This is a genomic window from Epibacterium sp. MM17-32, from assembly GCF_022348205.1.
GTDB lineage: Bacteria > Pseudomonadota > Alphaproteobacteria > Rhodobacterales > Rhodobacteraceae > Epibacterium.
This window is the reverse complement of sequence record NZ_JAKRFC010000003.1, coordinates 150,074-163,800: the sequence shown is the minus strand read 5'-3', so window position 1 is coordinate 163,800 and position 13,727 is coordinate 150,074. Positions and strand designations below refer to the sequence as shown.

At 65.2% G+C, this 13,727-nt stretch carries 11 protein-coding genes; 6 read left to right on the top strand and 5 right to left on the bottom strand.

Translation table 11 applies throughout. The features are described from left to right. Window positions 1-145 precede the first annotated feature (145 nt). The 4 genes from MHM88_RS06515 to MHM88_RS06500 all read left to right on the top strand — a co-directional run bounded on the left by MHM88_RS06515 (window position 146) and on the right by MHM88_RS06500 (window position 5,128). Window positions 146-763 carry a GNAT family N-acetyltransferase gene (locus tag MHM88_RS06515; RefSeq protein WP_239361534.1) on the top strand — a complete coding sequence of 206 codons (618 nt, stop codon included), beginning with the start codon at window positions 146-148 and terminating at the stop codon, window positions 761-763. Window positions 764-836: 73 nt separating this feature from the next. Beyond that, the gene (locus MHM88_RS06510) at window positions 837-2,612 is read left to right on the top strand and encodes an SLC13 family permease (protein WP_239361533.1); all 1,776 of its coding nucleotides are present in this window, start codon (window positions 837-839) and stop codon (window positions 2,610-2,612) included. Window positions 2,613-2,905: 293 nt separating this feature from the next. Then, window positions 2,906-4,579 (top strand): FAD-binding dehydrogenase, encoded by a 1,674-nt coding sequence (locus MHM88_RS06505; RefSeq protein WP_239361532.1) that lies wholly within the window; start codon window positions 2,906-2,908, stop codon window positions 4,577-4,579. Between the two features lie 78 nt (window positions 4,580-4,657). Further along, complete coding sequence (locus MHM88_RS06500; protein ID WP_239361531.1) at window positions 4,658-5,128, top strand: NADAR family protein; 471 nt, start codon at window positions 4,658-4,660, stop codon at window positions 5,126-5,128. Between the two features lie 44 nt (window positions 5,129-5,172). Here MHM88_RS06500 and MHM88_RS06495 read toward each other — a convergent pair whose 3' ends face one another. The 4 genes from MHM88_RS06495 to MHM88_RS06480 all read right to left on the bottom strand — a co-directional run bounded on the left by MHM88_RS06495 (window position 5,173) and on the right by MHM88_RS06480 (window position 10,164). After that, window positions 5,173-5,637, bottom strand: a complete 465-nt coding sequence (locus MHM88_RS06495) for an META domain-containing protein (RefSeq protein ID WP_239361530.1) — start codon at window positions 5,635-5,637, stop codon at window positions 5,173-5,175. Between the two features lie 127 nt (window positions 5,638-5,764). After that, on the bottom strand, window positions 5,765-7,543 hold the full coding sequence (locus tag MHM88_RS06490; protein WP_239361528.1) for an SLC13 family permease: 1,779 nt from the start codon (window positions 7,541-7,543) through the stop codon (window positions 5,765-5,767). 824 nt (window positions 7,544-8,367) lie between these two features. Then, the gene (locus MHM88_RS06485) at window positions 8,368-9,180 is read right to left on the bottom strand and encodes a TIGR00282 family metallophosphoesterase (protein ID WP_239361527.1); all 813 of its coding nucleotides are present in this window, start codon (window positions 9,178-9,180) and stop codon (window positions 8,368-8,370) included. A 96-nt stretch (window positions 9,181-9,276) separates the two neighbouring features. Then, window positions 9,277-10,164: a LysR family transcriptional regulator ArgP gene (locus MHM88_RS06480; protein ID WP_239361526.1), complete on the bottom strand. Its 888-nt coding sequence runs from the start codon at window positions 10,162-10,164 to the stop codon at window positions 9,277-9,279. Between the two features lie 110 nt (window positions 10,165-10,274). On the opposite strand from MHM88_RS06480, the gene MHM88_RS06475 reads away from it, so the two are divergent. Both MHM88_RS06475 and MHM88_RS06470 read left to right on the top strand, forming a co-directional pair. After that, the gene (locus tag MHM88_RS06475) at window positions 10,275-10,904 is read left to right on the top strand and encodes a LysE/ArgO family amino acid transporter (RefSeq protein WP_239361525.1); all 630 of its coding nucleotides are present in this window, start codon (window positions 10,275-10,277) and stop codon (window positions 10,902-10,904) included. Between the two features lie 93 nt (window positions 10,905-10,997). Continuing rightward, the gene (locus tag MHM88_RS06470) at window positions 10,998-11,939 is read left to right on the top strand and encodes a pirin family protein (protein WP_065328914.1); all 942 of its coding nucleotides are present in this window, start codon (window positions 10,998-11,000) and stop codon (window positions 11,937-11,939) included. Here MHM88_RS06470 and MHM88_RS06465 read toward each other — a convergent pair. Next, the gene (locus MHM88_RS06465) at window positions 11,936-13,525 is read right to left on the bottom strand and encodes an ABC-F family ATP-binding cassette domain-containing protein (protein ID WP_239361523.1); all 1,590 of its coding nucleotides are present in this window, start codon (window positions 13,523-13,525) and stop codon (window positions 11,936-11,938) included. The genes MHM88_RS06470 and MHM88_RS06465 overlap by 4 nt on opposite strands. Window positions 13,526-13,727 lie beyond the last annotated feature (202 nt).

The window sequence follows — 13,727 nt, the reverse complement described above, 5'->3', positions numbered from 1 at the left end:
CAAGGCGGGGCTTTTAGGGGAGGCCCTCAGACCGCATGGCGTCGACGGGCGATGCATTGCTCAGAAGGCAGGGTCTGTTGCGCCAAGCCTTGGTCTTTAGTGGATTTTCTGCTGATCTGGTCGGGCAGGCAGAGGAGCCATTGCGATGCGATACCCATCCGGCGATCACGCAGAGCCAAGGGGGTTTACCCTGCAACAGATAAAAACCCAGAGGCTCAATCTGCGACTTGCGCGCCGTGACGATGCCACTGCACTTGCGGAGGTGCGCAGCAAGAACCACGCAGAACTCTGGCCCTGGTTTCATCAAGAGATGGGGACCACAGCTGAAGAAGCCAGCCCGGACTGGCAGCGCCAGCGGCTGACACGTGATATCGACGCATTCAACCGGCGCCAGCGCTTGCCCTATATCATCTGGCAGCAAACGCAGCTGATCGGTCGGATCGACGTGATCCCGCATTGGCACGAGGCGCGTTTCCGGCTCGCTTACTGGGTCAGCAACACGCATCAAGCCAAGGGTTATGGCAGCGAAGCGGTCACCGCTGTCACCCAGATGGCATTTCGCGCACTCGGGGCACAGCGTGTCACCACCGGCCATGCCGCCCCCAATCGGGCCAGTGCCGCACTCGCACGTCGGCTGGGGTTTCAACCCTATGGCCGCCAACCAAATGCCTGCCTGTTGCCGGATGGCTCACGCGTCGATGGGTTGGGGTATGAGCGGCGAGATCCTGAGCGCTTGCCTGAGGTGGGCGTGCGGTGGCGTTGACAGGCATGGGCCGATTGATGCGGATTTCATTTCAACGCCTTGTCAGCGCCACGCCAGAAGCTAGAGTGGCCGCATGACATTGGACCAGACCCTGCTTTTCAGCCTCTTCGCCGCCGTTTTTGGCCTCCTGCTCTGGGGCAGGTTTCGCTACGATCTGGTGGCGTTTGCCGCGCTGATGGTGGCGGTGGTGCTGGGGCTGGTGGAGAGCAAGGACGCCTTTGCCGGCTTTGGTCATCCGGCCACATTGGTGGTGGCACTGGTGCTTGTGGTCTCGGCAGGGCTGGTGAAATCCGGTGCGGTGCATCTGATCACGCGCACGCTGGTGGACCAGAGCCGCGCGCTTGGGGCGCATATTGCCCTGATGGGCAGCGTGGGTGCGGTGCTCTCGGCGTTTATGAATAATGTGGCGGCGCTGGCGCTGTTGATGCCGGTGGATATTCAGACCGCGCGCAAAGCGGGGCGTGCGCCGGGGCAAAGCCTGATGCCCTTGTCCTTTGCCACCATCCTTGGCGGTATGGCCACGCTGATCGGCACGCCGCCCAACATCATCATCGCCACGATCCGTCATGATACATTGGGCGAGCCGTTCAAGATGTTTGACTTTGCCCCCGTCGGTCTTGCGGCGGCGGCGGCGGGTCTGGCCTTTGTGGCACTGGTCGGTTGGCGGCTGATCCCAGACCGCTCTGGCGCGGCAGGCGCAACCGAGAGCCAGCTTGCCCCCTATGTGGCGGAACTCACCGTACCCGAAGAATCTGAGCTGATCGGCCAGCGGCTCGGCAGTCTGGATACCGAAGCCGAGAAGGCCGATGTGGCCATTCTTGGACTGATCCGGAGCGGCCAGCGCCGCTATGGTCGTGCCTCGGGCGCGCTGTTGCAGGCCGGCGATACCATTGTGCTGGAGGCCACGCCCGAGGCGCTGGATGAGTTCCGCACCACCCTGAAACTCGATTTCTCGGATGCGGCGCGCGAAGAAAAACTCAAGGCCGCAGGCGATGGGCTGGAGTTGATCGAGGTGGTGGTGCCGGAGCATTCCCGCATTGCTGGCCGCAGTGCCCAGGCCGTGGGGCTGGCGTGGCGGCAAAGCGCGGTTCTCTTGGGGATCGCCCGGCAGGGTGAGCGGCTGAAAAAGCACCTGCGCCAGACCGAAGTGGCGGCGGGTGACATTCTGCTGATCCTGTGCCCACGTGATCGCGGCGCAGAGGTGGCAGACTGGCTGGGCTGTCTGCCGCTCGCCGCGCGCGGCCTTTCGGTGACGGCAAATGACAAGACATGGTGGGCCATTGGTCTCTTTGCGGCGGCGGTTCTGGCGGCCTCGGTGGGCTTCCTCTATTTGCCGATTGCACTGGGACTGGTGGCGATTGGCTATGTGTTGTTGAAAATCCTGCCGGTGGCAGAGATCTATGACCACGTGGAATGGCCGGTGGTGGTGCTCTTGGGGTCGATGATCCCGCTGGGACAGGCGCTGGAGAAATCCGGCGGCACCGAACTCTTGGCCAATGGGCTGGTGGATCTGACGGCGGGGATGCCCGCGTGGGCGATCCTGACGGTGCTGATGGTGGTGACGATGACGCTGTCGGATGTGCTCAACAATACGGCCACGGCAATTGTGGCGGCCCCGGTGGGGATTTCCATGGCCAATGCGCTGGATGTCTCGCCCGATCCGTTTCTGATGGCGGTAGCCGTGGCAGCCTCGGCGGCGTTCCTGACCCCCATCGGGCATAAGAACAACACGCTGGTGCTGGGGCCAGGGGGATATCGGTTTGGCGACTATTGGCGCATGGGGCTGCCGCTGGAGATCCTCGTGATCGCCGTGTCGATCCCCGCAATCCTGATCTTCTGGCCGCTCTGATCAAAACCACACGAGGGAGGGGGAGCTCCCGCCCCTTTTGTGAATGTGGCAAAGCCACCTCCAAAAGCGTTGGGCCCGGCGGGGGCCGCGCCAAAGGCGCGGCCCCCGCCCCCACGCGACGCACGAAGGTGCGGCGCAACACCTCAAGCCCCCGCCGCGCAGATTTCCACCCACCTGCCCGTTCCCCCGCGCATGCCCTACCCTTACGGCAAGACCACACGCAAGGATTGCGCGGCGCGGCCCCTTGCGCCTAGGCTCAGACCCAAGGGCATTGCCAATCGGGGAGGAGCGCCATGGCCGCCGCGCAGAGAGACAACAGCGCCGATGTCATCGTCATCGGGGCCGGGCTGGCGGGGCTGGTGGCCGCGAATGAGCTGGCAGACCGGGGCAAGCAGGTGATCCTGCTGGAGCAGGAGCCTGCTCATTTCCTCGGCGGTCAGGTGCATTGGAGCCTGGGCGGTCTCTTCATGATCGACACGCCCGAGCAGCGCCGCATGGGCATTCGCGACAGCCTTGATCTGGCGCGGCGGGATTGGGCGGGCAGCGCACAGTTTGATCGTCCCGAGGACGACTACCCCCGACAATGGGCCAAGGCCTATCTGGAGTTCGCCGCCAGCGACATGCGCCCGTGGCTGCACGGTCTCGGCCTGCGCTGGTTTCCCGTGGTGGGCTGGGCCGAGCGCGGCGATGGTCGCGCCGAGGGGCATGGCAACTCGGTGCCGCGTTTTCACATCACATGGGGCACCGGGCCGGGCGTCGTGGCCCCCTTTGCCCGGCGCGTCGAGGCGCATATGACCTCTGGTCGCATAGATGCGCGCTTTCGCCATCAGGTCAGCCACATCATCCAGCAGGGCGGCCAGATCAAAGGCGTTTCGGGTGAGGTGCTGGCCGAAGACACCAGCCCCATCGGCGCACAAACCAACCGGCAGGAGGTGGGCGAGTTTGAGGTCTATGCCCCCTCGCTCATCGTGGCCTCGGGCGGCATCGGCGGCAATCTGGAGATGGTGCGCGCCAACTGGCCCACCGAGCGTCTTGGCCCCGCGCCCAGCCGCATGGTCTCGGGCGTGCCTGCCCATGTGGACGGGCGCATGCTGAAGGTGGCGCAATCCGCAGGCGGCCATATCATCAATGGTGATCGCATGTGGCACTACTGCGAGGGGCTGAGGAACTGGGACCCGATCTGGCCCAACCATGGCATTCGCATCCTGCCCGGCCCCTCATCCCTGTGGTTTGATGCCCATGGCACCCGGCTGCCCGACCCGGCGCTGCCGGGGTTTGACACGCTGGGCACGCTGAAGGCGATCTTGGCGAGCGGGCAGGATTACAGCTGGTTCATCCTGAGCCAGAAGATCATCCAGAAGGAATTCGCCCTCTCCGGCTCCGAGCAGAACCCGGACCTCACCTCTGGCACATGGGCCGAGGTGCTGCGCGCGCGGCTGTTGTCCGGCGGCAAGGCTCCGGCCCCGGTGGAAGCCTTCAAAAAACACTGCGCCGATTTTGTGGTGGCAGAGACCCTCTCGGATCTGGTGCGGGGCATGAATGAGATCGGCGATGTGGCGCTGGATGAAGCGCATATCCGGGCACAGATCGAGGCGCGGGATGCGCAGGTCGACAATGGCTTTGCCAAGGACCGTCAAATTCAGGCGATCCACGCGGCGCGCAACTATCGCGGCGACCGGCTCATTCGCACGGCCAAGCCGCACCGTCTGCTGGACCGCGCCAACGGACCGCTGATTGCGGCGCGGCTGAGTATCCTCACCCGCAAAACACTGGGCGGTTTGCACACCACGCTGGACAGCCAGATGATCGGCGCAGACGGCGCGCCACTGCCCGGCCTGTTTGCGGTGGACGAAGCGGCGGGGTTTGGGGGCGGCGGCTATCACGGCTACAACGCGCTGGAGGGCACATTTCTGGGCGGCTGCCTGTTTTCCGGCCGGCAAGCCGGACGCTCGGATCAGATCGCCTGACCGACGCCACAAGTGTGCACACCCGTTGAATGCATCTTTGGCTGGCGCCATGCCCCTGAAGTGAGATACTCAATACCGATGTCCCTACACCCGGAACCCATCTATTTTTATGCTCAAACAGACCCTTACGCGGAGTTTTCAAACTTTGCTCCCTATGGTGTGGCGTTTAGCGGCACACGGTGGCGCACGGTGGAGCATTACTTTCAGGCGATGAAGTTTCATGACGCCGACCACCGCGAACGCATTCGCCGCTGTCACAAGCCAAAAGCGGCCAAAGCCCTTGGCATGACACGCGCCATACCGCTGCGCGCGGATTGGGAAGAGGTCAAGGACGACATCATGCTTACCGCTGTCAGGTGCAAATTCCAGACCCACGCGGCCCCCTGGCAGCTCCTTCTGAGCACCGGGGATGCACAACTGGTCGAGAATGCGCCGATGGATGCCTATTGGGGCTGCGGCCCGGATGGGCGCGGCCTCAATAAGCTGGGCCAGATCCTGATGACGGTTCGACGCGCGCTGTCAGGTAATGCAGATGTCGGCAGTGCCTGACCAAAGCGCAGGGGGGCAGGGTGCGCCCGTCCTGACCACATGTCTTAGCCGCTGGTTTCCACAAGGCTGTCGTCTTCGACCTCGCGGCTATAGCGCAACAGCTCGCTGCCCTCGCTGTCCAGCAGGATCAGGGCGTCGGGCTCCATTTGGTAGCGCGTCACCTGTGCAAGGAGCGAGAGCACCTTTTCCTCCTGCTCCGCCAGTCCCTCGGGGCAGGCCATCATGGTGCCGGCGATCTTGTCGGGGAAGGTGATCTCTTCGCCCTCGATCTCGACGTCACCCATAAAACGGTTGCACCCGGCGCTGGTGCCAAAGCGGCCGTTTTCGTCAAAGCTCAGGTCAAGGCCACGCCCCTCGAGCGGGGTCTCGCCCTCGATCTGGCTCAGGGTCCACTCGGTCTCGGCCAGCGGTGGTTTTGCAGGCTCCGTGGCACGGGTCTGCGCGCCCATCACAATGGCGGAGGCGGCCACCAATACGGCGGCGATAAAGGCTCTTCGGGTTGTTTGCATGGGTCCCATTCCCAATTGTGTCTGTCTCGAAAGACAAACGTGGGAAGCGGCAGGGGCCGTCGCAAGGGGACCTGCATGACATGCGGCCAAGATGCGCGAAAAGACGCGCATCCCGGTGGTCAGGTGCCTAGAGCGGCCACAACAGCGGAATGACCGCCGAGGCCAGCACTCCCATCGAGAGATTGAGCGGAATGCCCACCCGCAGGAAGTCCGAGAACTTGTAGCCGCCGGGGCCATAGACCAGCATATTGGTCTGGTAGCCAATGGGCGTGGCAAAGGAGGCCGAGGCCGCAACCATCACCGCAATCACCAGCGGGCGCGGATCAAGCCCCATCGCCTGAGCAAGCCCCACCGCAATCGGGGTGACCACCACGGCCACCGCGTTGTTCGAGACCAGTTCGGTCAGCACCGAGGTCAGCAGATAGACCGCCCAGACAAGGAAGAACGGCGGCAGATCGGCCAGAACCGGCGAAATGCCACTGACGATCAGTTTGACCGCGCCGGAGCTTTCAAGTGCGGCCCCGATGGCCAGCATGGAGAAGATCAGCGCCAGCAACCGCCCGTCGATAAAGGAAAACGCCTCATCCGCGTCGATACAGCGGGTTGCCAGCACCAGCGCCACCGCAAGGATCGACAGCATCAGGATCGGTGCCAGGCCAAAGGCCGCGCCGATGACGATCCCGACCATTGCGGCCACCGCCACCGGCGCATGGCTGCGCCGATAGGCGCGCTGCGTGGGCTGGGAGACATCGGCCATATCCATCTCGGCGGCAAGGCGCTGGATGTCGCCGGGCGCGCCCTCCAGAAGCAATGTATCGCCCACGCGCACCACCAGATCGTCGAGCTGCACGCCAATGTTCTGATTGCGCCGGTGCACCGCCAGCACATAGACGCCATAGCGGCGGCGCAGGCGCATGGCGCCGAGGCTGCGGCCCACCATACGACAGCCCGGCGTGATCAGCACCTCGACCGTTTTGGTCTCCACGGCCGAGACCTGATCGACCCGCTTCAGTTCCTTGTTGCGTTGCAGGCTCAGAAGTTCGGTCATCTTGGTGCGCAGGACCACGCGGTCGCCCACCTGAAGCTCCACCCCTTCGAGGTTGCGGCGCAGGGAGTCATCGCCCCGGATCACATCGATCAGCCGCACGCCGGGGCGTTTGAACAGCTGCACGCCGGTGACTTCGCGTCCGATCAGGTTGCTGTCGGGGGGGATCACGGCCTCGGTGAAGAACTTCATCCTGGAGCGGTCGGAGAGCATCGAGGCCATGCTGTCGCGTTCCGGCAGCAGACGCGGGGCGATGAAACGCAGGTAGATCAGGCCCCACGCGACCACGACGATGCCCAGGGGCGTGACCTCGAAGATCGAAAACGGCGCCAGCCCCTGCGCGCGGGCCACACCATCGACGAGCAGGTTGGTCGAGGTGCCGATCAGGGTGAGCGTGCCGCCCAGAACCGCCGCATAGGACAGCGGAATCAGCATCTTGGAGGGCGATACATTGAGCGTGCGGGCGATCTGGATAAAGACCGGGATCATCACCACCACCACCGGCGTGTTGGACACAAACGCCGAGGCGATCACCACAAAGCCCATCAGGAGCGCGATCGCCATCTTCGGGCTGACCTCGGCCTTCTTGCGTGCGACCGAGGTGAAGGCATCCAGCGCGCCGGTGCGCACCAGCGCCCCCATGATCAGGAACATCGCCGCGATGGTCCAGGGCGCGGGGTTTGCCAGCACCGGCAGCGCCTGTTCATAGGGCAGCACGCCGGTCACCAGCATCAGGGAGACGCCGCAGAGGGCGACCACTTCGGTCGGGTAGGTTTCGCGCAGAAAGGCCACGAACATGCCAAGGACGATCAGCAGCGCCAGAATTGCGCTTGAGGTGTCACCCGATTGAAAGAGAAACATAGAGATCCAGTATGCCAGGGTTGCGCCCGCCACACTCCGGGGCGGGGCTTCAGCCGACGGGCAGTTTCACCGATCCTGTGGCGCGCAGCAAGCGATTGTCGCAGCAAAAAATCAGTGACTGCGGCAGGATCTGCGCCTCTGCCACCGTTGCGGGGACGACATCCGGGCGCCGCCGGCACCGCGGCGGTCGCCGGCCATCCGATGTCGCGTGATGACAGACCGGAACACAGGCCGGGGGCGCTCCCGCCCGTCGTCATGCTTTTTGACAAAAGCCCTCCTCCCGTTGGGCCGGGCACCGCACGCTTGCGTGCGGTGCCCGGCCCAACCGCGGCCGTTTCTCTGGCGCAGGCCAGAGCAGCGCGCCGTGGGCGGGAGCGCCCCCGTCTTGTGGTGCGACCGACCGTCAGGTCGTATCTCTGCGGCTGTGCACCGGGACCGTCGCCACTGGACAAAGGCCCGTGCTTCGTGACCGGCCCTCCATGCCTACCGATCATCCGGCGGTCAGCCTGAGCTGGCGTTGGGCATGAAGAGGGCGGAGAGGTTTTGGGGTCGGCGGGGAAATGGGAATGAGATCGTGCGGAGCTGGCAGGGTCGAGAGCCGCGTGAGGCGTTTGATCCGGAGGCCCGGGCGCTGTCAGTGCCGACGCCAACGCGCCGAAGGCCTGCGTGAGGCAGGAGCCCCCGCTCGTCGGAAGCGTGGACGCGCAAGGGGCGCGAACCGGCAGCAAAACGACGCTAAGCCTGTCGTTCAATGCGGCACAGGCCGGGTTTGCTCCCGGCTGGGCGGCGTTCGAGCCTGAGGGCAAACGGCGCGGGTGCAGGGGTCAGGGGGCGGCCTGTTGCAGGAGGCCGCCCTGGCGCACCATCTCGATGCGTTTGGCGGCCCCGGTGCGATCATCGGTTTCGACATAGACGCCGGACAGCGTCGCCGCCCCGGAGGCTGGGGTAAAGCGCCCCTTGGGCATGCCGGTCAGGAACCGGCGCATCGGCTCGGCCTTGTCCATGCCGATCACCGAATTGTAGTCGCCGCACATGCCGGCATCACTCAGATAGGCGGTGCCGCCCTCGAGGATCTGGGCATCGCCCGTCGGCACATGGGTATGGGTACCCACAACCAGCGAGGCCCTGCCATTGCAGAAATGACCCATCGCCATCTTTTCCGACGTGGCTTCGCAATGCATGTCGACAATGATCGCCTGCGCCAGACCACCGCGCGGGTGCGATTTCAGCACGCTTTCGACAGCGCCAAACGGGTCGTCAAAGGCGCGTTTCATGAACACCTGTCCCAGCACCTGCGTCACCAGCACCTTCTGGCCGCCACGGGCGGTGAATAGCCGGTGCCCGCGTCCGGGCGCGCCCTTGGCAAAGTTCAGGGGCCGCACGATGCGGCTGTCCTGTTCGATGTATTGCAGCATGTCTTTCTGATCGAAAGCATGATCGCCCAGGGTCACGCAATCGGCCCCGGCATCGAACAGGATCTTGGCATGATCGCCCGAGAGCCCCATGCCGTTGGAGGCGTTTTCGCCGTTCACCACGACAAAATCGAGCCGCCAGTCCGCGCGCAGACGGGGCAGGGTTTCGGTAATCGCCGCACGTCCCGCGCGGCCCATGACATCGCCAAGAAACAGAATTCGCATGCCCCCCGGAATAGGCGCAGTGGCGGGCGGCGGCAAGGGGCAAAGCTGTGGGTCCTGCGGCGCAGATCGGGGCGCGGGACCGCAGCCGCGCCCGCCTCAGCCGTCTTGTCCCAATGCAGCCCCCGCCGCCCGGCGCACCGCAAGGGTGATCTCGCGCAGGGCCGGGGCCATGATCCGGCTGACCTGCCAATACAGCGGCGTATCCAGTCGGCTGCCCGGCACCAGCTCCACCAGATCACCGCGCGCCAGATAGGGGCGCGCCAGGACTTCGGGGTTCATCCCCCAGCCGAGCCCGGCGGCGGCCGCATCCAGAAACGCCTGCGTGGAGGACAGGTAATGCGCGGGCGGTATGATCGCGGCTGCCACATGCGTCTCCAGCCAGCGATGCTGCAAGCGGTCCTTGGCGTTGAAGATCATGCAGGGCGCATGGCGGGCCGCCTCTGCCGTCAGCCCCTCCGGGAACCAGCGTGCCACATAGGCGGGGCTGGCGGTGGCCACATACGACAGCCGCCCCAGGGCATGCACATCGCAGCCGCTCACCGGCTGCGCCTCTGCCGTGACTGCCGCCGACACCGCGCCGCGCCGCAGCCAGTCGGTGCTGTGGTCCTGATCGTCGATCACCAAATCAAACAGCACCCCCTCGGCGGCGACCATTGCCTGCACAAACCAGGTGGCAAGGCTGTCGGCATTGACCGCAACCTTCAGCCGTGCCGGTTTGTCGGTGGTCTCCAAGGCCAGATCCCGGCCCAGGCGGCGCTCCAGCAGGGCGACATCCTCGGCATGTTTGGCAATGCGCAGCCCGGTTTCGGTGCCGGTGCAGGGGCTGGTGCGGTTCACCAGCGGCGTGCCCACCCGATCCTCCAGCGCCTTGATCCGCTGCGAGACCGCCGAGGGCGTCACGCCAAGCGCCGCAGCCGCCGCATCAAAGCTGCCGAGTTGCAGCACCGCCGAGAGAGCGGCGAGGTGAGGGGGATCGAAATTCATTAGCTGTGCTTAATTGAGGTGAGTATCTTTAATTGGATTACGCCAACGCCAGCGGTTAGTCAAAGGCAACCGCCCCGGCGACGCACAAAGACACATAAGGACAAAGCCCCATGCAGCCCATCTCGATGACCCCGGACATGCTGCCGACCCTGATGGCGGGCTTTGGCCTTGGCTTCAGCCTGATCCTGGCGATCGGGGCGCAGAACGCCTTTGTGCTGCGCCAAGGCATCCGGGGCCAGCATGTGCTGCCCATCGTGTTGACCTGCGCGATCTCGGACGCGCTGCTGATCACCGCCGGGGTGGCGGGGTTTGGCACGCTCACCGCCGCGGTGCCGTGGTTCGAAACTACGATGCGCCTTGGCGGCGTGCTGTTCCTGACATGGTACGGGCTGCGCGCGCTTCGGGCGGCGTGGACAGGGGGCGCAGCACTCAGGACCGAAGGGCAGGGCGTGCAGACCGCGCTCTGGCCCGCGGTGCTGACCTGTCTGGCGTTTACCTGGCTCAACCCGCATGTCTATCTTGATACGGTGGTGCTGCTTGGGGCGATCTCGGCGCAATACACACCGGCGTGGATCTTTGGCCTCGGCGCGGTCACGGCCTCTTTCGTGTTCTTCTTCACGCTGGGCTATGGCGCGCGGCTCCTGGCGCCGGTGTTTGCGCGGCCCCGCGCATGGCAGGTGCTGGACGCGCTGATCGGCGTGGTGATGCTGGCGCTGGCGTTGAAACTCGCCCTGATGTGAGCGGGCGCGCAGGGTCTGTGCAAAACCAGCAGGCTGTCAGAGCGGCGCCCGTGGCCTAGTTTAGGGGGAACGCGGCGAGGAAAGGACAGGCCCATGAGCTGGAACCCGACACTGGAACCCAAGTGCCCCGATGCAGGCAGCCTCGACAGTATCGAGACGCTGATCATTCCCCGCGCCCGCGACATCGGCGGGTTTGAGGTGCGCCGCGCCTTGCCCGCGCCCCGGCGTCAGATGGTGGGGCCCTTCATCTTTTTCGATCAGATGGGCCCGGCAGAGTTCATCACCGGTGGCGGCATCGACGTGCGCCCGCATCCGCACATCGGCCTTGGCACCGTGACCTATCTGTATCAGGGTGAGTTTGAACACCGCGACAGCCTCGGCACCCATCAGATGATCTACCCGGGCGAGGTCAACTGGATGGTCGCCGGCAATGGCGTCACCCATTCCGAGCGCACCTCTGAGGCGACTCGCAAGGGGCACAGCAGCCTCTTTGGCATCCAGACATGGATCGCGCTGCCCGAAGACAAGGAAGACATGACACCGGTCTTTGAACACCACGGCAAAGAGGCGCTGCCGCATCTTTTGGGCGAGGGCAAGGACGTGCGGCTGATCCTCGGTTCCGCCTGGGGCGAGCGCGCGCCTGTGACCATGCTGTCAGAGACCTTCTATGCCGATGTCATTCTGGATGCCGGGGCCAAGCTGCCGATGCCGGATGATCACGAGGATCGCGGGCTTTATATCACCCGCGGCGCGGTCGAGATTGCAGGCCAGACCTTTGAGGCGGGGCAGATGATGGTGTTTCGCCCCGGCGATGCGATCACCGTGACCGCCGGGCCGGAGGGCGCACGGCTGATGGCGCTGGGCGGCGAGACCATGGGCGGGCCGCGCCACATCTGGTGGAACTTCGTCGCCTCCTCCAAGGAAAAGATTGAAGAGGCCAAACAGGCCTGGGCGCGCGGGGATTTTGCCAATAACCCGCGCTTCCACCTGCCGCCCGGCGATGACGCAGAATTCATCCCGTTACCAAACCGTTAAGGCCCCAAGCTGATGTGCCGGGTCAGGTTGATCCGGTCGAGAAATGCGCTGTCGTGGCTCACCACGAGGAGCGCGCCGTCATAGTCCCGCAGCGCGGCTTCCAAGGCCTCAACCGCCTCCAGATCGAGGTGGTTGGTCGGCTCGTCCAGCACCAATAGCTGCGGCGGTACCGGGCGACCAAGGGTGCAGGCCAGTCCCGCCCGCAACCGCTGCCCGCTGCTGAGTGCGCCCGCCAATTGCAAACCATCCTCGGCGCGAAACCGAAACCGCGCCAGCGCCGCGCGGGCTTCATTCAGGGTGGCCTCGGGGCTGAGGCGCTGGAAGTTCTCCACCAGTGTCTCGGAGGCCTCCAGCAGGCTCACATGCTGATCCAGCAGCGCGGCATCTGCGTGGCGTTCCACAGATCCGGCGCGGGGTGCAAGCTGCCCGAGGATCACCGACACAAGCGTGGTCTTGCCGCAGCCATTGGGGCCGTGCAGCGCAATCCGTTCCGGCCCGGTGATCTCCAGCGACAGATCCCGCAGCACGTCGCGGGTGCCGTAGCCAGCAGTGATCCCTTGCAGGGTCAGGATGCGCGTGGCGGGCTGCACGCCAGTTGCGGGGATGGCCATGCGGATCGGCTCAAGTATTTCGATACGGGCGCGGGCCTCCGCCAGCGCCTCATCCGCCGCCGCCTGCCGCGCCTCGCGCAGCCGCACGCCTGCGCCTTTGGAGGCCTCGGCGCGCTCTTTTGCCTTGTCCATCAGGACTTTGGGCTGGCTTCCTGAGGCTCGCGCCGCCTTGCCCGCGCTGTCGCGCCGCGCCTTGCGCTCGGCGGCCTCCTGCGCGCGGCGGGCGGTGTCCTTACGGGCTTTTTCGGCCTCGGTCAGGTCATGATGCGCCGCCGCCAAGGCTGCGTCCTTCTCTGCCCGATAGTGGCTGTAGGGCCCACCAAAGCGGCTGGCGCCAAGCGGGCTCAGTTCCACGATGGCATCCATGTCGTCAAGCAGTTCGCGATCATGACTCACCACCAGCGCGGTGCCCCGCCAGTCGTGCAGAACCTGCCGCACCGTGGCGCGCCCTTCGGTGTCGAGGGTGTTGGTCGGCTCGTCCAGCAGCAGGATATCCGGCTCCTGAAACAGCAGCGCCGCCAGAGCAAGCCGGGTGCGTTGCCCGCCCGACAGCTGCGCCAGCGTGGCCTCCGGGCGCAACGACAGGCCGCAGCGCTGCATGGCGGCTTCCATCCGGGCGGGCAGGGTCCAATCGGCCTCGGCCAGATCGGCAGCACTCGCGCAACCAGCCTCGGCACGCGTCAGCCGCGCCAGACCGGAGGCCGCGCCGAACAGCTCCGCGACCGTCAGGTGATCCTGCGCGGCCACATCCTGTTGCATCCAACCGACCGTGCCGGTGGTCACGATACGACCCGATGCAGGCGACAGATCCCCCGCTATCAGACGCAGCAGCGTCGTCTTGCCGGTGCCATTGCGGCCCACAATCCCGGTGCGACCGGGGTGAAAACTGAGGGTGACGTCCGAGAGAACGGGCCGCGCGTCAGCGGCGGACCAATGCAGGCTGTCGAGACGGACGGAGGCGTTGGGAGAGGGCATGATAAAGAACCACGTGCAGCGACACAAACAGGGCGAGTGCGGCAAGGGTCTGGATCATGGATAGGGTCTTCCTCTGTTGCTCCTGCCAAGAAACATATGCGCCAGAACGCGAAAGGCAAGAGGTGTCGACAGGACCGACACGTCAGGCAGGGCTTTGCTCAACTGGTGGCCGCTTGTACCCATCATGACAGCGCAAGAAGGG